Origin of the sequence: Streptomyces megasporus (genome assembly GCF_000718985.1) — a bacterium.
Classification (GTDB): domain Bacteria; phylum Actinomycetota; class Actinomycetes; order Streptomycetales; family Streptomycetaceae; genus Streptomyces; species Streptomyces megasporus.
In genome coordinates, this window is sequence record NZ_JODL01000001.1 from 192,184 (window position 1) to 211,165 (window position 18,982).

Annotated in this window: 17 protein-coding genes and 1 tRNA gene; 1 reads left to right on the forward strand and 17 read right to left on the reverse strand. The window is 71.6% G+C overall.

All coding sequences use genetic code 11. The features are described from left to right. Window positions 1–140: 140 nt before the first annotated feature. The 14 genes from IF47_RS0100775 to IF47_RS0100840 form a co-directional block, all read right to left on the reverse strand. On the reverse strand, window positions 141–1,451 hold the full coding sequence (locus IF47_RS0100775) for an MraY family glycosyltransferase (RefSeq protein WP_031505874.1): 1,311 nt from the start codon (window positions 1,449–1,451) through the stop codon (window positions 141–143). Window positions 1,452–1,576: 125 nt separating this feature from the next. Further along, window positions 1,577–2,212, reverse strand: a complete 636-nt coding sequence (locus IF47_RS0100780; protein WP_031505876.1) for an arsenate reductase/protein-tyrosine-phosphatase family protein — start codon at window positions 2,210–2,212, stop codon at window positions 1,577–1,579. Next, window positions 2,209–2,856: an L-threonylcarbamoyladenylate synthase gene (locus IF47_RS0100785; protein WP_031505877.1), complete on the reverse strand. Its 648-nt coding sequence runs from the start codon at window positions 2,854–2,856 to the stop codon at window positions 2,209–2,211. The genes IF47_RS0100780 and IF47_RS0100785 overlap by 4 nt, the downstream gene beginning before the upstream one ends. After that, on the reverse strand, window positions 2,857–3,702 hold the full coding sequence (gene prmC, locus IF47_RS0100790) for a peptide chain release factor N(5)-glutamine methyltransferase (protein ID WP_031505879.1): 846 nt from the start codon (window positions 3,700–3,702) through the stop codon (window positions 2,857–2,859). 64 nt (window positions 3,703–3,766) lie between these two features. Continuing rightward, a complete protein-coding gene (gene prfA, locus IF47_RS0100795; protein WP_031505881.1) occupies window positions 3,767–4,840 on the reverse strand; it encodes a peptide chain release factor 1 in 1,074 nt (357 codons plus the stop codon). Window positions 4,841–4,937: 97 nt separating this feature from the next. Next, window positions 4,938–5,162, reverse strand: coding sequence for a 50S ribosomal protein L31 (rpmE, locus tag IF47_RS0100800; protein ID WP_031505882.1), 225 nt, complete (start codon window positions 5,160–5,162; stop codon window positions 4,938–4,940). A 161-nt stretch (window positions 5,163–5,323) separates the two neighbouring features. Then, window positions 5,324–6,466, reverse strand: a complete 1,143-nt coding sequence (locus tag IF47_RS0100805; protein WP_051716733.1) for an LCP family protein — start codon at window positions 6,464–6,466, stop codon at window positions 5,324–5,326. 166 nt (window positions 6,467–6,632) lie between these two features. Further along, on the reverse strand, window positions 6,633–8,669 hold the full coding sequence (rho, locus tag IF47_RS0100810; protein WP_031505884.1) for a transcription termination factor Rho: 2,037 nt from the start codon (window positions 8,667–8,669) through the stop codon (window positions 6,633–6,635). Window positions 8,670–9,053: 384 nt separating this feature from the next. Next, window positions 9,054–9,980: a homoserine kinase gene (thrB, locus tag IF47_RS0100815; RefSeq protein ID WP_031505885.1), complete on the reverse strand. Its 927-nt coding sequence runs from the start codon at window positions 9,978–9,980 to the stop codon at window positions 9,054–9,056. A gap of 290 nt (window positions 9,981–10,270) precedes the next feature. Beyond that, window positions 10,271–11,350, reverse strand: a complete 1,080-nt coding sequence (gene thrC, locus IF47_RS0100820) for a threonine synthase (protein WP_031505887.1) — start codon at window positions 11,348–11,350, stop codon at window positions 10,271–10,273. A 47-nt stretch (window positions 11,351–11,397) separates the two neighbouring features. Further along, the gene (locus tag IF47_RS0100825) at window positions 11,398–12,690 is read right to left on the reverse strand and encodes a homoserine dehydrogenase (protein WP_031505889.1); all 1,293 of its coding nucleotides are present in this window, start codon (window positions 12,688–12,690) and stop codon (window positions 11,398–11,400) included. A 139-nt stretch (window positions 12,691–12,829) separates the two neighbouring features. Further along, a complete protein-coding gene (gene lysA / locus IF47_RS0100830; protein WP_031505890.1) occupies window positions 12,830–14,221 on the reverse strand; it encodes a diaminopimelate decarboxylase in 1,392 nt (463 codons plus the stop codon). A 19-nt stretch (window positions 14,222–14,240) separates the two neighbouring features. Continuing rightward, window positions 14,241–15,056 carry a DALR anticodon-binding domain-containing protein gene (locus tag IF47_RS0100835; RefSeq protein WP_031505891.1) on the reverse strand — a complete coding sequence of 272 codons (816 nt, stop codon included), beginning with the start codon at window positions 15,054–15,056 and terminating at the stop codon, window positions 14,241–14,243. 63 nt (window positions 15,057–15,119) lie between these two features. Next, window positions 15,120–15,572, reverse strand: coding sequence for a response regulator (locus IF47_RS0100840; protein ID WP_078591461.1), 453 nt, complete (start codon window positions 15,570–15,572; stop codon window positions 15,120–15,122). Window positions 15,573–15,717: 145 nt separating this feature from the next. Between IF47_RS0100840 and IF47_RS0100845 the strand changes: the two genes are divergently transcribed. After that, a tRNA-Arg gene (locus tag IF47_RS0100845) sits at window positions 15,718–15,789 on the forward strand. Between the two features lie 232 nt (window positions 15,790–16,021). Here IF47_RS0100845 and IF47_RS0100850 read toward each other — a convergent pair. The 3 genes from IF47_RS0100850 to IF47_RS0100860 are packed head-to-tail and all read right to left on the reverse strand — an operon-like array spanning window position 16,022 to window position 18,896. Beyond that, on the reverse strand, window positions 16,022–17,395 hold the full coding sequence (locus IF47_RS0100850) for a tyrosine-type recombinase/integrase (protein WP_031505894.1): 1,374 nt from the start codon (window positions 17,393–17,395) through the stop codon (window positions 16,022–16,024). Then, on the reverse strand, window positions 17,392–17,562 hold the full coding sequence (locus IF47_RS0100855) for a helix-turn-helix transcriptional regulator (RefSeq protein WP_031505895.1): 171 nt from the start codon (window positions 17,560–17,562) through the stop codon (window positions 17,392–17,394). The genes IF47_RS0100850 and IF47_RS0100855 overlap by 4 nt, the downstream gene beginning before the upstream one ends. After that, window positions 17,562–18,896, reverse strand: a complete 1,335-nt coding sequence (locus IF47_RS0100860; protein ID WP_425423543.1) for a replication initiator — start codon at window positions 18,894–18,896, stop codon at window positions 17,562–17,564. The genes IF47_RS0100855 and IF47_RS0100860 overlap by 1 nt, the downstream gene beginning before the upstream one ends. Between the last annotated feature and the right edge of the window lie 86 nt (window positions 18,897–18,982).

The following is an 18,982-nucleotide window of genomic DNA, read 5'->3' on the forward strand; positions in this document are numbered from 1 at the left end:
GGGGGCCACCCGACGTTATCGCCGGACTCGTGAACGGTATCACAAACTATTTGATGAGGTCTTTACCTACATCGTGTGCGGACCATCACACGCACGGGGGCAGTAACGCGATTCCATGCTGACACACCCGGCGGAAACTGCTAGGAGCGGCTGTCGACCCTGTCCCGCGCGAGGCCCTCGTGCTTCCGCAGGGCCGTCGCCCCGTTGGGCCGGGCCGTCCGCCGCGGTGCCTCGGCACCCGGCTCGGCGCCCGGTTCGACGTCCGGCTCGGCGGACCGCCGGCGGAGCCGGTACCGCGGCGGCACCAGCGCCTGCGCCCACGGCGGCACCCGCGGGGTGAACCGCGGCAACAGCAGGATCACCAGCCCCACCGCGCTCAGCAGCATGATGGCGAGCACGATCACCAGGCTGGAGGACTGCACCGAGAAGGCGACCGCGCCGAAGGCGATCAGCGCCGACCAGAAGTACATGATCAGCACGGCCCGGCTGTGCGAGTGGCCGATGTCCAGCAGTCGGTGGTGGAGGTGCCCGCGGTCGGCCGTGAACGGCGACTGGCCGCGCCAGGTGCGTCGCACCACGGCCAGCACCAGGTCGGCGATCGGCACCGCCAGCACCGTCAGCGGCAGCAGCAGAACCGGCATGTAGACCGGCACCATCATCTGGACGGTGTTCTTGACCGAGCCGGTGGCGCCGGTGAGGACGTCCGGGTCGACCTGGCCGGTGACGGAGACCGCGCCGGCGGCCAGCACCAGGCCGATGAGCATCGAGCCCGAGTCGCCCATGAAGATCCGCGCGGGGTGCATGTTGTGCGGAAGGAAACCCAGGCACATGCCCATCAGGATGGCCGCGAAGAGCGTCGCGGGCGCGGCGGCCTCGATGCCGTAGCCGTACCAGATCCGGTAGGCGTACATGAAGAACGCGACAGCGGCGATGCAGACCATGCCGGAGGCCAGGCCGTCCAGGCCGTCCACGAAGTTCACCGCGTTGATGGTGACGACGACCAGCCCGACCGTCAGCAGCGTGCCCTGCAGGGGGGTCAGCGCGACGCTGCCCACGCCCGGCACCGGCAGCCACAGCACCGTCAGGCCCTGCCAGACCATCACGCCCGCGGCGATCATCTGGCCGCCGAGCTTGATCAGCGCGTCCACGCCCCACTTGTCGTCCAGGACGCCCAGCAGCCAGATGATCCCGGCGCCGGCCAGCAGCGCCCGGGGCTCGTCGGAGAGCGTGAAGACATCGCCCACGTTGGTGAGTTGGGAGGCCACCAGCAGACCCGCGCACAGCCCACCGAACATGGCGATGCCGCCGAGTCGCGGCGTCGGCTCCCGGTGCACGTCGCGCGCGCGGATCTCGGGCACCGCGCCCGCCACGATGGCGAACTTCCGCACCGGCCCGGTGAGGAGGTAGGTGACCGCGGCCGTGACGCACAGCGTCAGCAGGTATTCACGCACGGATTCCCCAGAACTCTCGCAGGCTTCCCAGGCTCACCCTGGGACACCACACCTTAGACAACGGCCCGCGGCGGACGGTTGCGCACCGCCTCCGCCAGCCGTCCTCCCACCCCCGGGAGCCGGTCTCACCACGTGTGCGCCGGAACGCCGGTCAGGGCCGTGACCACCGGGTCCAGGGCCGTGTGGATCTCCTCCCCGACGCTGCGGAAGTACGACAGGGGGGCGCCGTAGGGGTCGTACACCTCGTCGGCCTCCGCGCTGGGCGCCAGCAGCCAGCCGCGCAACGCCGCGGCGGCCCGCACCAGCGCGCGGGCCCGCTCCACCACACCGCCGTCCCCGTCGGGCTCGGGGAGGGTGGCCGGATCGATGGCCCGCACCAGTCGGGTGAACTCCTTGAGGGTGAAGGTGCGCAGCCCCGCGGAGTGCCCCATGGAGATCACCTGCGCCCGGTGGTCGCGGGTCGCGGTCAGGACCAGATCGGCGCGTATGACGTGCTCGTCCAGCAGTTCGCGGCCGGTGAAGCCGGACGGGTCGGCCCCGTACTCGTGCAGCACCGCCGCCGCGTGCTCCTCCATGGGGGCGCCCTCGTGGCCCCACGTCCCCGCGCTCTCCACCACCAGCCCGCCGGCCCGTTCGTCGCCGAGCCGGTCCACCAGGGCGTGCCGGGTCAGTCGCTCGGTGATCGGGGAGCGACAGACGTTGCCGGTGGAGACGTGGAGGATGCGGAAGACCGGTATGCCACGCCCTTCGGGCGGCGTCAACTGGCTGCCTCGAGGCCCGGTACGACCTTGCGCAGCTCCTCCGCGCTGATGGCGCCCGCGCGCAGCAGCCTGGGCACCGAGCCGGTGACGTCGACGATCGAGGAGGGCACCGAGTCCGGGGTGGGGCCGCCGTCGAGGTAGACGGCGACGGAGTCGCCCAGCATCCCCTGGGCGGCGTCGCAGTCCTGCGGCGCCGGGTGGCCGGTGAGGTTGGCCGACGACACGGCCATCGGGCCGACGTCGGTCAGCAGCTCGATCGCCACCGGGTGGAGCGGCATGCGGACCGCGACCGTCCCGTGCGTCTCTCCCAGGTCCCAGGTCAGCGAGGGCTGGTGCCGGGCGACCAGGGTGAGCGCGCCGGGCCAGAAGGCGTCCACCAGCTCCCAGGCCTGCTCGGAGAAGTCGGTGACCAGACCGTGGAGGGTGTTCGGGGAGCCGATCAGGACGGGCGAGGGCATGCCGCGTCCGCGTCCCTTGGCCTCCAGCAGGTCGCCGACGGCCTCGGGGCTGAAGGCGTCGGCGCCGACGCCGTAGACCGTGTCCGTGGGCAGCACGACGAGTTCGCCGCGGCGGACCGCCGAGGCGGCCTCGCGCAGACCGGTGGCGCGATCGGTCGCGTCGGAGCAGTCGTAACGCCGTGCCATTTACGGCACCTCCCTGCGGGCTGTGGCAAAACGGGGCCGGTTGTTGAGGTCGGGGTGGTCCGCGGCATCCGCCCAGCCGCGGTCCTCGGTGAAGATCCAGGGGACTTGGCCGCCCTGGGTGTCGGCGTGCTCGACGACCACGAGGCCACCGGGGCGCAGCAGTCGGTGCGCGGTGCGCTCGATGCCGCGGATGACGTCCAGCCCGTCCTCGCCGGAGAACAGGGCCATCTGCGGGTCGTGGTCGCGTGCCTCGGGGCCGACGTACTCCCACTCGGTGAGCGGGATGTAGGGGGGGTTGGAGATGACGAGGTCGACCTGGCCGTTCAGCTCGGGCAGGGCGGTCAGCGCGTCGCCGTGGTGGAGGACGACCCGGCTGCCCTCGACGTTCTTGCGGGCCCACTCCAGGGCCCCCTCGTCCAGCTCGACGGCGTGCACGCGCGAGCGCGGCACCTCCTGGGCCATCGCCAGGGCGATGGCTCCGGAGCCGGTGCACAGGTCGACGATCAGGGGTTCGGCGACGTCCATGGCGCGCACGGCGTCTATCGCCCAGCCGACGACGGACTCGGTCTCGGGGCGGGGCACGAACACGCCGGGCCCCACCTGGAGTTCCAGGTAGCGGAAGAAGGCGCGGCCGGTGATGTGCTGGAGCGGCTCGCGGGCCTCGCGGCGGGCGACGACCTCCCAGTAGCGGGCGTCGAAGTCGGCGTCCGCGACCCGGTGGAGCTCCCCCCGTTTGACGCCGTGCACGTACGCCGCCAGCTCCTCCGCGTCGAAGCGCGGGGAGGGCACTCCGGCGTCGGCGAGCCGCTGGGTGGCCTGGGCCACCTCGGCGAGCAGTACGTTCACGTTCCTCGTCCTCCACCCGTCCCGTACGAGCCTTGTCGCGCCGGTCTGACGACCGCCGCGCGGTTTACTGCGCGGCGGCGAGCTTGGCCGCGGCGTCGGCGTCCACACACGCCTGGATCACCGCGTCCAGGTCGCCGTCCAGCACCTGATCCAGGTTGTACGCCTTGAATCCCACCCGGTGGTCCGAGATCCGGTTCTCCGGGTAGTTGTAGGTACGGATGCGCTCCGACCTGTCCACGGTACGCACCTGGCTGCGGCGCGCGTCCGACGCCTCCTTCTCCGCCTCCTCCTGGGCCGCCGCGAGGAGCCGGGCGCGCAGGATGCGCATCGCCTGCTCCTTGTTCTGCAGTTGGCTCTTCTCGTTCTGACAGGAGACCACGATGCCGGTGGGCACGTGGGTGATGCGGACGGCGGAGTCGGTGGTGTTCACGGACTGGCCGCCGGGGCCGGAGGAGCGGTAGACGTCGATCCGCAGGTCGTTCGGGCTGATCTCGACGTCGACCTCCTCGGCCTCGGGGAGGACGAGGACGCCGGCGGCGGAGGTGTGGATGCGGCCCTGGGACTCGGTGGCGGGCACCCGTTGGACACGGTGGACGCCGCCCTCGTACTTCAGTCGCGCCCACACGCCCTGGCCGGGCTCCGGGGTTCCGCCCTTGGTCTTCACCGCGACCTGGACGTCCTTGTAGCCGCCGAGGTCGGACTCGTTGGCCTCCAGGATCTCCGTCTTCCAGTTCTGCCGCTCGGCGTAGCGCAGGTACATCCGCAGCAGGTCGCCGGCGAACAGCGCGGACTCCTCGCCGCCCTCCCCCGCCTTGATCTCCAGGATGACGTCCTTGTCGTCGCTGGGGTCGCGCGGGACGAGCAGCAGCCGCAGTTTCTCGGTCAGCTCCTCGCGCCGGGCCTCCAGCTCCTTGACCTCCGCCGCGAAGTCCGGGTCGTCGGCGGCCAGCTCGCGGGCCGTGGCGATGTCGTCGTCGGTGCTCTTCCAGGCCCGGTAGGCGCCCACGATGGGGGTCAACTCGGCGTAGCGCCTGTTGAGCCGGCGCGCGCGGGCCTGGTCGGCGTGGACGGCGGGATCGGCGAGCTGCTTCTCGAGGTCGGCGTGTTCGCCGATCAGTTCCTCGACCGCCTCGAACATCGTTGAATTCCTTATGTGTGGGAAGGGAGCTGCCCTGGACGGCAAAACGCCGGTCCGACCGCCCTCCGGGGCGGCCGAGGACCGGCGTTGTGGGTCGCTACTTCTTCCTCGACCCGGCGTTCTTGCCGAAGCGGGCCTCGAAGCGGGCCACACGGCCACCGGTGTCGAGGATCTTCTGCTTGCCCGTGTAGAACGGGTGGCACTCCGAGCACACGTCGGCGCGAATGGCGCCGCCGGTGACGGTGCTACGGGTGGTGAAGGAGTTGCCGCAGGTGCAGCTGACCTGGGTCTCCACGTACTCCGGGTGGATGTCGCGCTTCAAGGTGTCTCCTAGGTTGCGGGAGGGCTCCGGGTCGCACCGGCTCCTCGCGCCCGATGGCGGGCGGAAGGATTGCTGAAGGTCGCTGCCTGCGCGTGAACCGGGACCGACGCACCAGTTTGCCATTACTGGGCGCGCCTCCCAAAACCAGGAGGCCGCACCCGTTATTCCGCCGCGGTCTGCCCTCCGCCCCGTTCCCCGTCACCGCGCTCCCGGCCCCCGCGCCCCCGACCGGCCTCCTCGGCCGCCGATCCCTCGGTCACGGACGCGGGGATCGGCCGGTCCGCCTTGAGCGCCGCCCAGATCCGCTTGGTCTGCCGTCCGATCGGCACCACCCGGTTGGGGTCCGCGGAGGAGTACCGCACCGGCAGGGTGACCAGTTGGATGTCCCGCGACTCGATGTCCCCCACGGCCTTGGCGAGGCCGGCCAGGGCGGAGGTCGAGGCCAGGGCGGAGTCGGTGGTGAGGGCGGAGGTGGCGGTGTCGACGAGGTCGTAGAACCTCTTGGGGTCGGAGAGCAGTCCGACGCTCCGGACCTGGTCGGCGAAGGCGCGCAGGAAGGCGTGTTGGAGCCGGATGCGGTCCAGATCGCTGCCGTCCCCGACGCCCTTGCGGGTGCGGACCAGGGCGAGGGCCCGCTCGCCGTCGAGGGTGTGCTCCCCGGCGGAGAGGCGCAGGCCGCTGTCCTCGTCCTCGATCCGCTCGGCGGTGGTGATCCGCACGCCGCCGAGCGCGTCGACCACCTTCTCGAAGCCGGTGAAGTCGATCTCGACGTAGTGGTCCATGCGGACGCCGGTCAGCGACTCGACCGTCTTCACCGCGCAGGCGGGGCCGCCGACCTCGTAGGCGCTGTTGAACATCGCCCGTCGCGCGGCGGGCGCCGTGCCGCCTCCGCGCTTGTCGCACTCGGGCCGCTCGACCAGGGTGTCCCGGGGGATGGAGACGACGCTCATCCGCTCGTGCGCCTCGTCGACGTGCACGATCATCGCGGTGTCGGAGCGGGCGGTGCCGTCGTCGCGGCCGTAGCGGCCGTTCTCACCGGAGCGGCTGTCGGAGCCGAGCAGGAGGATGTCCAGCGAGCCGTTGGGGACGTCGGCGGGACGGTCGGGGCCCAGGATGGAGTCGATGTCGATGCCGGCGATGTTGCCGTCGACCTTCAGGTAGGCGAGTCCGAGCCCGACCCCGGCCAGCGCGAGGAGGCCGGCCGTGCCCCAGGCGGCGGCGTGCAGCGCCGTACGCCGCCGTGAGCGGGGGGATCGACTCGTCTCCCTCTCCGCCTTCCCTCTGGTGGTGTCCTCGTCCGCCATCTCCGCTCCCTCTCCACGAGCGACGGCGTACCCGCGCTCGCGAAGATCAGTCGGGTTTCCGCACGACACGCGGGCGGCACGAGACGGCGAGGGCCGCCCCACCGTGCGGTGGGGCGGCCCTCGCCCGCGGTCCGTCCACTCGGACCGGGAACCGTCGAACGTCCGCTCAGTCGCCGTTGCCCGGCGTCGGCGTCGTCTTCTGGATCTGGAGCAGGAACTCGGCGTTGGACTTCGTCTGCTTCATCTTGTCCAGCAGCAGCTCGATGGCCTGCTGCTGGTCCAGCGCGTGCAGGACGCGCCGCAGCTTCCAGACGATGCCCAGCTCCTCGGCGCCCATCAGGATCTCCTCCTTGCGGGTGCCGGAGGCGTCCACGTCCACGGCCGGGAAGATCCGCTTGTCGGCGAGCTTCCGGTCGAGCTTGAGCTCCATGTTGCCGGTGCCCTTGAACTCCTCGAAGATCACCTCGTCCATCCGCGAGCCGGTCTCGACCAGCGCGGTGGCCAGGATCGTCAGGGAGCCGCCGTCCTCGATGTTCCGCGCGGCGCCGAAGAACTTCTTCGGCGGGTAGAGCGCGGTGGAGTCGACACCACCGGAGAGGATGCGGCCCGACGCCGGGGCGGCCAGGTTGTAGGCGCGGCCCAGTCGGGTGATCGAGTCCAGCAGCACCACCACGTCGTGGCCGAGCTCCACCAGTCGCTTGGCGCGCTCGATGGCCAGCTCGGCGACGGTGGTGTGGTCCTCGGCGGGGCGGTCGAAGGTCGAGGAGATGACCTCGCCCTTGACCGACCGCTGCATGTCGGTGACCTCCTCCGGCCGCTCGTCCACGAGCACGACCATCAGGTGGCACTCGGGGTTGTTGCGGGTGATGGAGTTGGCGATCGACTGCAGGACCATCGTCTTGCCGGTCTTCGGCGGGGCCACGATCAGACCACGCTGGCCCTTGCCGATGGGCGAGACCAGGTCGATGATCCGCGAGGTCAGGTGCCCCGGCTCGGTCTCCAGGCGCAGTCGCTCCTGCGGGTACAGCGGGGTCAGCTTGCCGAACTCGGGACGGCCCCTGCCGCTCTCGGGCGACATGCCGTTGACCGAGTCCAGACGGACCAGCGCGTTGAACTTCTCACGGCGCTCGCCCTCACGCGGCTGGCGGACCGCACCGGTGACGTGGTCGCCCTTGCGCAGGCCGTTCTTGCGGACCTGGGCGAGGGAGACGTACACGTCGTTCGGACCCGGCAGGTAGCCGGAGGTGCGGACGAACGCGTAGTTGTCGAGGATGTCCAGGATTCCGGCGACCGGGATCAGGACGTCGTCCTCGGAGACCTGCGGCTCGGCGTACTCGTCGCGGCCCCGGCGCCCGCGGCGGTCGCGGTAGCGGCCCCGACGTCCGCGGCGTCCGCCCTCGAAGTCGTCGTCGCGGCCGTCCCGGCCGTCCCTGCCGTCGCGGTTCTGGCGGTTGCCGCCGTCCTGCTGGCCCTGCTGGCCGCCGGTGCCCTCGTTGCTCTTGTTGCGGCGGTCGCGCTGCCGCCCCTTGGCCTGGGACTGGCCCTGGCCCTGCCCCTGGGGCTGGGACTGACCCTGGGACTGGGACTGACCCTGGGACTGGCGGTCGCCGCTCTTGTCCTGCTTCTGTTCCTGCTTGTCCTGCTTGGTGTCCTGCCTGGCGTCGGCGTTCCTGCCGCCGTCGCCCTGCTGCTCGGCGGACGCGTCCTCGCCGGCGTCCGCGGCGGCCGGGGCCTCGGCGGGGCGACCGTCGCTCTTGTCGCGACGGCGGCGCTCACCCGCGGGCTGCTCGTCGCCACCCGGCTGACCGGGAATGTCGATCTGCTGCTGCGCGGCCTCGCCGGTGCTCTCGGACGTCTCGCCCGTGCGCGCCTTGGAGGTCGCGCGGCGCCTCGGCTTGCTCTCGGCGGTGGTGGCGGACTGGGCCTCGACACCCGCGCTCTCGGAACCTCCGGCGTTCCCGGCGTTCTCGGCCTGCTTGGCCCGGATGGTCTCGATGAGCTGGCTCTTGCGCATCCGCGCGGTGCCCCGGATGCCGAGACCGGAGGCGATCTGCTGCAGCTCGGCGAGAACCATGCCCTCGAGGCCCGTGCCGGAGCGGCGACGCCTGGGGGCGGTACCGGAGGCGGGCGCGGCAGGAGCGTCCGTGGCGGGCGTGGCGGTTTCGGCGGTGTCCACGCCCATCAGATCGGTGGTATCGCTCACGAAGGGTCCTTCCCTGGAGCGGGCGTCGGCCTGTCTGGCTCGGCGACCGGTTGTGCTGTCCGGCTGCGGTCCGCTGTTTCGACCGGGCCGGGGCGGTGGTTTCCGCCAGGATGTGCGGCGGAGGAATCAATACATGAGGTGGCGTGAGGGGATGACGTGCGTCATTCACGCCGTTCCGGAGCGAGCTCGGTACTGCTCGGCAGGCTGCTCAGGCAGTTCAGGAGGCTCCCGGAAGAAGGGGTGGTCCCGTATGGGACTGTACCCATGGGATCACGGAGAGCACCGCGCCACCTTCGGGTAGTCCCTGGAGGCTGCGAGTGCAGACTTGAGGTTAACACTACCGGACCCAACAAACATTCCCCCTCTCCCAGGCCGGCATTCGTGTCACTGGCCCGTGTTCGCCAGTGGCAGCACGCCCGCGCCCGCGGTGTCGAGGGACAGGCGGTTGGCCGCCCAGCCGTCGCCCGCGAGCCGCGCCACCTTGTCGGCGGCGCCGTCCTCGACCAGCGCGAGCACCGTGGGGCCCGCGCCGGAGATCACGGCGGGCACCCCGTCGGCCCGCAGTCGGTGCACCAGTTCCGCGCTCTCCTCCATCGCCGACGCGCGGTAGTCCTGGTGGAGCCGGTCCTCGGTGGCCGGCAGCAGCAGTTCGGGGCGGCGGGTGAGCGCCTCCACCAGCAGGGCGGCCCGTCCGGCGTTCACGGCGGCGTCCACGTGCGGGACGGTGCGGGGCAGCAGCCCTCGCGCGGTCTCGGTGAGCACCGGACGGTCGGGCACGAAGACCACCGGGACGATGGAGGGACTGGGGTCCATCCTGATCGCCCGGGCCGCGCCGCCGTCCGTCCAGGCGAGGGTGAAGCCGCCCAGGAGGCAGGCCGCCACGTTGTCGGGGTGGCCCTCGATCTCCGTCGCCAGTTCCAGCAGGGCGGTGTCGTCCAGCTTCTCGGCGCCGCCGGTGGTCACCGCGCGGGCGGCGATGATGCCCGCGCAGATGGCGGCCGAGGAGGAGCCCAGTCCGCGGCCGTGCGGGATGCGGTTGGCGCAGACCACCTCCAGCCCTCGGGGCTGGCCGCCCAGCAGGTCGAAGGCCGTCCGCATGGAGCGCACGAGCAGATGCCGCTCGTCGCGGGGCAGGGTGTCGGCGCCCTCGCCCGCGATGTCGATGTGCAGTCCGGAGTCGGCGACGCGGACCACGACGTCGTCGTACAGCCCCAGGGCCAGGCCGAAGGCGTCGAAGCCCGGGCCGAGGTTGGCGCTGGTGGCGGGGGTGCGCACCCGGACGGCGGCGGCGCGGAACGCGGGACCGGCCATCGCTCGATGACTCTCCTTGTGTAACCGTGCTGATCGGATGTGTCTGATGCGGATCGAAGGCACACGACGCGACGTCTGGTGGGAACCGCGGCCGGGGGCCGGACCGGTCCACTGACCTCTGGCACATGCCGTACGCCAGATCGGGACGTACTCCCAGCCTAACCAAGGACCGTTCGTCAGCGACATAGGGCGTACGGGAGGCGCACGATGCGTGTCGCGCGCGGGTGTGCGCCCCCGGGGCGGAGGCGGTCACCGCATGGGTGCCGCGTCCGCCACCGGCGTCACTTCCGTTACACCAGTCCCAGGCGCTCGGCCGCGGCGTCCGCGTCGACCGGGACGACGACCGGCTGCGGGGCGCCCTGCACGGCCCAGTCCGGGTCCTTGAGACCGTTGCCGGTGACGGTGCAGACGATCTTCTGCCCCGGATCGACCTTCCCCTGCTCGGCGGCCTTGAGGAGGCCGGCGACGGAGGCGGCGGAGGCCGGTTCGACGAAGACGCCCTCCTGCGCGGCCAGCAGTCGGTAGGCGGCCAGGATCTGACGGTCCGTCACCTCGTCGATGAGGCCGCCGGATTCGTCGCGCGCCGCCTCCGCGTACTCCCAGGAGGCCGGGTTGCCGATGCGGATGGCGGTGGCGATGGTGCGCGGGTCCTTGACCGGCTCGCCCCGGACGATGGGCGCGGAACCGGAGGCCTGGAAGCCCCACATGCGCGGGGTTCGGGAGGCGTGGGCGCCGTCGCCGACCGACGGGTCGGCGTACTCCCTGTAGCCCTTCCAGTAGGCGGTGATGTTCCCCGCGTTGCCGACCGGCAGGACGTGGATGTCGGGGGCGTCGCCGAGCATGTCGACGATCTCGAAGGCCGCGGTCTTCTGGCCCTCGATCCGCACCGGGTTGACCGAATTGACCAGCGCCACCGGGTAGTTGTCCGCCAGGCCGCGCGCCAGCGTGAGGCAGTCGTCGAAGTTGCCGTCGACCTGGAGGATGCGGGCGCCGTGCACCAGCGCCTGGCCCATCTTGCCCAGCGCGATCTTGCCCTGCGGCACCAGCACGGCGCACACCATCCCCGCCCGCACCGCGTAGGCGGCGGCCGAGGCGGAGGTGTTGCCGGTGGAGGCGCAGATGACCGCCCGCGCGCCCTCCTCCTTCGCCCGGCTGATGGCCATCGTCATCCCCCGGTCCTTGAAGGAGCCGGTGGGGTTGGCCCCCTCGACCTTGAGGTGGACCTCACAGCCGGTGCGCTCGGAGAGCACCTGCGCGGGCACCAGCGGCGTGCCACCCTCGCGCAGGGTGACGACGGGGGTCTTCTCGGTGACCGGGAGCCGGTCGCGGTACTCCTCGATGACGCCCCGCCACTGGCGGGTGCCGGACATTCGAGGAGCGGTGTTGCCAGGGCTGGCGGTGGTGGCGGTCATCTCTCTCATTCCCCTTCGACCCGCATGATGCTCGCGACGCCGCGCACGGTGTCCAGGTTGCGCAGCGCCTCCACGGTCGCCGACAGCGCGGCGTCCGGTGCCCGGTGGGTGACGACGACCAGCGACGCCTCCCCGCCCTTGCCCTGCTGACGCACGGTGTCGATGGAGACCCCGTGCTCGGCGAAGACGGTGGCGCACTGGGCGAGGACACCCGGTTTGTCCGCGACGTCCAGGCTGATGTGGTAGCGGGTCACCACCTCGCCCATCGGGCTCACCGGGAGCTGGGCGTAGGCGGACTCCCCCGGCCCGCGGGAGCCGCTGAGCTTGTTGCGGCAGGCGGCGACCAGGTCGCCCAGGACCGCGGAGGCGGTGGGCGAGCCCCCCGCGCCGGGACCGTAGAACATCAGCCGGCCGGCGGCCTCGGCCTCGACGAAGACCGCGTTGTACGCCTCGCGGACGGAGGCGAGCGGATGGGTGAGCGGGATCATCGCCGGGTGGACGCGGGCCGTGACGGACCTCCCGTCGGCGGCGCGCTCGCAGATGGCCAGCAGTTTGACCGTGCAGCCCATGCGCCGCGCGGAGGCGATGTCCGCGGCGGTGACCTCGGTGATGCCCTCGCGGTGCACGTCGTCCAGGCGGACGCGGGTGTGGAAGGCGATGCCGGCGAGGATCGCCGCCTTGGCGGCGGCGTCGAAGCCCTCGACGTCGGCCGTCGGGTCGGCCTCGGCGTATCCGAGGGCGGTGGCCTCGTCCAGCGCCTCGGAGTAGCCGGCGCCGGTGGAGTCCATCCGGTCGAGGATGAAGTTGGTGGTGCCGTTGACGATGCCCAGGACCCGGTTGACGGTGTCGCCCGCCAGGGACTCGCGCAGCGGGCGCACCAGCGGGATCGCGGCGGCGACCGCGGCCTCGTAGTAGAGGTCGACGCCGTGTTTCTCGGCGGCCTCGTGGAGGGCCGAGCCGTCCTCGGCGAGCAGCGCCTTGTTCGCCGTGACGACGCTGGCGCCGTGCTCGAAGGCGGAGGTGATCAGGGCGCGGGCCGGTTCGATGCCGCCGATGACCTCGACGACCACGTCGATGTCCTCCCGGGCGACCAGGGCGGCGGCGTCGGTGGTGATCAGTTCGGGCGCTATGCCCTCCCGGACGCGTCCGGCGCGCCGGACGGCGACCCCGGCCAGTTCGACCGGGGCGCCGATCCGGGCGGCGAGGTCCTCGGAGTGCGTCGTCATGATGCGTGCCACCTCTGAGCCGACGACCCCACAGCCCAGCAGCGCCACCTTCAGCGGACGCGTACGCATCATCAGTCCTCGCTATCTTCACGATCCGGTACGTCAAGTCTCACGTACGAGCCGGCGGTTTCCCCACCGCATCCAGCATGCGAGACGTTGACCTCTGTTTTTGAGATGGCCCCGTTCCGGGCGGTGTCCGGGGCCGACGGGGTCACCCGACGTCCAGGCGGAACAGGTCCTCCTCCGTCTCACGTCGGACGATCACCCGGGCCTTGCCGCCCGAGACCGCCACCACCGGCGGTCGCAGGGCGTGGTTGTAGTTGCTCGCCATGGAGCGGCAGTACGCGCCGGTGGCCGGGACGGCGAGCAGGTCGCCGGGGGCCAGGTCGGCGGGGAGGAAGGCGTCCCGCACCACGATGTCACCGCTCTCGCAGTGCTTGCCCACCACGCGCGAGAGCATCGGCTGCGCCTCGGAGGTGCGGGAGACCAGCGCGACGGAGTACTCGGCGTCGTACAGCGCGGTGCGGATGTTGTCGGACATGCCGCCGTCCACGCTGACGTACGTCCGCAGGCCCGGCAGCTCCTTGACGGTGCCGACCTCGTAGAGGGTGAAGGTCGTCGGACCGGCGATGGCCCGGCCCGGCTCGACCGACAGCCGCGGCGCCGCCAGCCCGGCGGACTCGCACTCGTGGGCGACGATGTCGTGCAGCGCCTTGGCGATCTCGTGGGGCTCGCGCGGGTCGTCGTCGGAGGTGTAGGCGATGCCCAGGCCGCCACCGAGGTCGATCTCGGGCAGCTCGATGCCGTGCTCGTCGCGGATCTCGGTCAGCAGTTGCACCACGCGGCGCGCGGCGACCTCGAAACCGGCCATGTCGAAGATCTGCGAACCGATGTGGGAGTGGATGCCGACCAGCTCCAGGCTGTCCAGCTTCAGCACCCGCCGCACGGCCTCCGCCGCCTGCCCGCCGGCGAGGGCGATCCCGAACTTCTGGTCCTCGTGGGCGGTGGCGATGAACTCGTGGGTGTGCGCCTCGACGCCGACCGTCACCCGGATCTGCACGCGCTGACGCCTGCCGAGCCGCTCGGCGATGTGCGCCACGCGGACGATCTCCTGGAAGGAGTCCAGCACGATCCGGCCGACCCCGACCTCGATCGCCCGCTCCAGCTCGGCGGTGGACTTGTTGTTGCCGTGCAGCGCGATGCGCTCGGGCGGCATGCCGCCCGCCAGGGCGGTGGCCAGCTCACCGGCGGAACAGACGTCGAGGTTGAGTCCCTCCTCCGCCAGCCAGCGCACCACGGCGCGACACAGGAACGCCTTGCCGGCGTAGAACACGTCGGCGCCGTCGCCGAACGCCTCGCGCCAGGCCCGGCAGCGCGCCCGGAAGTCGTCCTCGTCCAGGACGTAGGCGGGGGTGCCGAACTCCTCGGCGAGCGTGACGACGTCGATCCCGCCGACGGTGGCGACGCCCCGCTCGTTCCTGGTGACGGTGCGGGACCACACCCGCGGGTCGAGGGCGTTGAGGTCGGCGGGCGGCGGGGCGTGGTGCCCCTCGGGAAGCACGTCGGCGTGGCGGGGCCCGGCGGGGTGTGCGGAACGGCTCATGGTCGCTTCGTGATCTCCATCAGAGATGTGCGGGTGCTGTGACGCCCAGCAGGGTCAGGCCGCCGGCCAGCACCGTCCCGGCGGCCTGGGCGAGGGCGAGCCGGGCGCGGTGGGCGGCCTGGGGTTTCCCCTCCCCTATGGGCAGGACCGCCCCCTGAACGTCGAGGAAGGCGTCGGCGACCGTCTCCAAGTGGCGGGCGAGTCGGTCGGGAGCGTCGGCGGCGGCTCGCCGGTGGCGCTCGTACTCGGCGAGCAGCCCGAGGAGCGCCGACTCCCGGGGCTCGTCATAGGCGTACCCGTCCGCACCGGCCTCGGGGCCGAAGCCGAGGTCGCGCGCGTTCCGCAGCAGCGCCCGGACGCGGGCGTGGGCGTACTGGACCAGGAAGAGGGGGTTGCCCTCCCGCTGCTCCAGCGAGGGCGTCCCGCCGCCGGCGGCGGCCCAGCGCTCGGTGTCGCGCGCGGGGTCGGTCGACGCCGCGGAGGGGCCTTCGTCCCCCTCCGCCAAGACCCTCACCAGCTCGGCCCGCGCCGCCCCGGACACGGTGACGTTGAGGAAGCCGGGCCCGGCGACCGCCACCTCGGCCACGCCCTCCTCGCGGGCCAGCCTCTCCCGCAGGACCTCGGCCACGTGCCGGGCGGGCCTGCCGGTGACGGCGGCGAGTCGGAGGGCGGCGTTGGTCGCGTAGTCACCGCACCCCGGCCGGGGCGGTCTGCCCACGGTGATCCGCTCCGACAGCGCCTCCAGCACGTCCGCGGACAGTTCGCCCAGCACACCGTCTCCGGCGGCGCGGCGCACGGTGCGCAGCACAGTGCGCGAGAGCTGGGCGGGAGTCACGCGACAAGGGTATGGGAGGAGGGGCGGGGAGGCGCGAACGTGTTCCGAAGGATGACACGCACCTCACACCGGGCGGTGCGTCCGAGCGGGCGGCCACACGGCGGACTCCGCACCACGGGCCCCGCCCGTCCCGCGTCCCCCGGCCGCCAACTTCCGCACCACCCGTACCAGTTCCATCGGCTCGAACGGCTTGGCCACGAACGCGTCCGCCCCCGCGGCACGCGCCCGCTCGCTCTCCAGCTCCGCGCGCGTGCACGCGCTGACGATCACCAGGGGGACGTTCCGCGTCCGCTCGCCGGCCCGCAGCCGCTCGGCGGTCCGCAGGCCGTCGAGCCGGGGCATGACGACGTCGAGCGTGATCACGTCGGGCCGCACCCGCTCCACGACCTCCAGGCACTCGGCACCGTCGACCGCGGTCATGACCTCGAATCCTTCGAGTTCGAGGTTGACCCTGATCAGTTGCCGGATGACCTTGTTGTCGTCCACCACAAGGACCCGGCCGGACACGCCAGGCACACTCCGAGAGTAGGGCCGCGCCCGCCTCCGCGTCCGGCTTTTCCCCCTTTCCGCCCGCCCTTGGGAGGAAACCCTGTTCCGACGCACCCCCCGGAAGCTGGTAGTGTTCTACCCGTCGAAGCGATCAGTGGATCGCCGCCGACACGCCCCCGTAGCTCAGGGGATAGAGCAACGGCCTCCGGAGCCGTGTGCGCAGGTTCGAATCCTGCCGGGGGCACCCTTCACGAGGTGCCAAAACGCCCCGCCACCAGCCACGATGCTGAGTGCGGGGCGTTGCTGTGTGCGCAGCCATGTGCCACCGGATGCGGCTGAATGTCGGGTGCCGTGGACTATTCGCGGACAGAGCCCAAGGCCGTCAGCGCAGGTCAGCCCATGAGAAAACCCCTGCAGCCTACTCACGTGAGTAGGCTGCAGGGGTATCGGTTAGGTACTGCCAGTTACCCGTGGCCCTAGCCGTCTTCGCCCAGCAACTCGGTGATGCGACGGTTGGCGACGTCCTGGCGGCCGTCGAGGCACTTCGCGTAGCGGCTCAGCAGTACTTCCACGCTGTTGCCCGCCCTCTCCGCTACCTCGGTGGGGTCCACCCCGGCGTTGAGCCAGGAAGACAGCGCAGCGTGCCGCAGGTCGTAGGGACGGCCTGCGAGAGGGGAGGCGACCTGTTCGGGCGTGAGCGCCAGGCGCCGGGCTTCGTCCCACACCCGCCAATAGGTGGAGGACATCACCACTCCCCCACGCTCGTTGGCGAACAGCCGGCCGTCCTCGGCCACGCCGAACTCCTCCAGGTGCTCTCGAAGCATCCGCACCAGGCGGGGCGGGATGGGGACGATGCGGGTCTCGTTCGTCGGGCGGTTCTTCAAGCCGCGGTCATCATGCACCGCGCCGGTATCAGTCCAGCGCTTGCCCACGGTCGGGCGGCTCTTCTCCAGGATCAGCGAGCCCCAGCCTGTCTCGGAAAGGATGCAGTCCTGGCGCCGTAGCGCGACCGCTTCGGCCGGGCGCAGGCCGCCGAAGTACATGCATGCGAACAGGGCGACCAGCCGTCGCCCGCGGGCCCGCCGGTAACCGCCCACGTATGAGACCGCCGTCAGCAGCTCACGAGCCTGCCGAGGGTTCACGACAACCCGGCGGTCCACCTCCTTGGCGACCTTGGGCGGCTTCCACTTCACCAGCGTGAGTGGGTTCTCCGGCAGCTCCCCCAGCTCCACGGCGTACGCCAGCGCGTTGAACAGGACAGCTCGCTTGCGCCGTACGGTCTCGGCAGCGGCCGGAGCTCCCGAGAGAGTGAGCTTGAGCGAGTCGAGAACGCGCCGGACGTCGGCAGGTTCCTTGAGCGTCGCCAGGGGCAGCGAGGCTTTCCCGACCCAGTGAAGTGCGTTGGCGATCTCCACCGGTGGTCCCTCCTCGTCCGTGGCACGGATGACGAAGGCCCAGCCGCGAAGGGCACGGCGCAGCACCTTCCCGTCCGGGCGGCCGGGGCGGTCACTGAGGAGTTCGGTGGTGACCAGGGTCATGGTCTCATTGAGACTGTCGCGAGAGTTCGGAGCGGCATGGGGCCACTTCATGGCGACGTACTTACGCGCGAAGTCGTACCAGGTGAGAGATGGCTTGGCAGGCGCCATAGAGTCCGGGAGGCCAGCCCCCGTGTCGAACTCCTCGCCCTTCTGGGTCGCCCGCAGGAGCTTGGCCCGGAAGTTGTCGGCGAGCGCCTTGGTCCGGAACGTCTCGGAGAACGGGCGGTCCCCCACCTTCCAGCGCACGTCATAGGAAGGCGTCTTGGTCGGCCGTTTGCGGATTCCCCAGACCCGTACGTCGTGGGACTTCACGCCGCCTCCCCGAGCCGGTTCAGCCACGCGGTGAAGTCGCTCCGCCAGACCCGCAGTTCCCCGTTGGGCAGTTTGATTGCTTCGGGAGCCTGCCCAAGCTCCCGCCAACGGTAGAAGGTCCGGCGGGAGACACCGCCAAGTTCGGCGAGGATCTGCGGGACGGTCATCAGTTCGTCGCGGCGGCGGTCCACGTGGGTTCTCCTTCCGTGTTGCTAGCGGTCAGGGCATCGGTCAGCCATTGCTCGCCCGCAGTGAGGCCGGTGCCGGCGAAGGTCCAATGCGCGAGGACGAGCGTGGTCTCCTCCGACTCGGCGGACGGATCGTGAGACATCTCGCCGCGTGCGATGGCGGCTTGGAGCCGCTGCCATTCGGCGCGGGCCTGGCGGAGGGCGCCGAGGGTGGTGGAGTAGCGGCGGGTCTTGGTGGAGAAGTGGCCGCGGAAGCCGAGCATGTGGGCCCAGGCCCGCAGCCGCAGGTGTTCCAGGTCCTTACGCGCACCGAGGGTCCAGGCGGTGCGGATCATGCGCCGGGCGTGGTCGGAGAGGTCGAGTCCGGCCAGCTCGGCGAGGAACTTCAGCGGCCGGTCGAGGGTGCCGGTGGCGGTCTCGGCGCCCTTGGTGGCGTACTTGGCGATGTAGGCGGCGACGGCCCGGTCGGTCAGCTCGGTGCCGCCGCCGAGGTCGGCCGAGCGGATCGGCCGCACGTCGAGCTGACGGCCGAAGGCGAAGACATGGTGCCGTCCGTCGAGGGTCGGGCCGGTGATCCGGGCGGCGGATGCGGCGGCCCGGATGGCGTCGGTCAGCAGCTCGGCACTGGCCCAGGACGGCGGCGGGGAGTCGCCGCCGGTCGGGCCGTCGAGGCGGAGCACGGCGTGGAAGTGGACCGCGCCGCGCCTCTGGTACTCGGCGACCTTGGCGAAGGACACCCGCGCGTACTGGCGGAAGGCGCGTTGGGTGAGCCCGGCTCGCTTGGCGATCTCCCGGCGCAGGTAGATCGAGAAGCGCCGCCACAGCGCCCCGGCATGCGCGTTCCACAGCACCGCCGCTTCGTAGTCGTACCGCTCCGGGTCCAGCGGGGTACCGAGGGCGGGATCGTCGGCTGGATGGCGGGTGCCGCAGCGGCAGCGGCCGGAGTCGGGACGGTTGTGGACCGGGCCGAAGCTGGGCGCGGTGAAGGTGGCGAAGACGCGCGGGTGCGCGGCGACGTCTTCGGGGGTGCCCTTGCCGCCGCGCAGTCCGGCGGTGATCAGGTGGTAGGTGTCGCGGCGGTAGGTCTCGGCGCAGGTGGCGCACCGGGTGGTGCGGCGGTTGTTGCAGCGCACCAGCAGGTGACCGGCGGGCAGGTCGGTGGAGTCCAGCCGGTGCAGTTCCGGGCCGATCTCCCCGGTCGTGGTGTCGAGGGCGTGTTCGGCGCGGTAGCCGGCGAGTCGGATCGGCGTGGTGCAGCCGCCGAGGCCGGAGAGCTGGCGGACCAGGCCGGGCAGGCTGCCCCAGGCGGCCAGTCTGCCGAGTTCTTTCAGCGGCGGCGGGGTGGTGCGGGGGATGATGGGCTTCTCCTTGTCTGGCTTGCGGGTCGGACGAGGGAGCG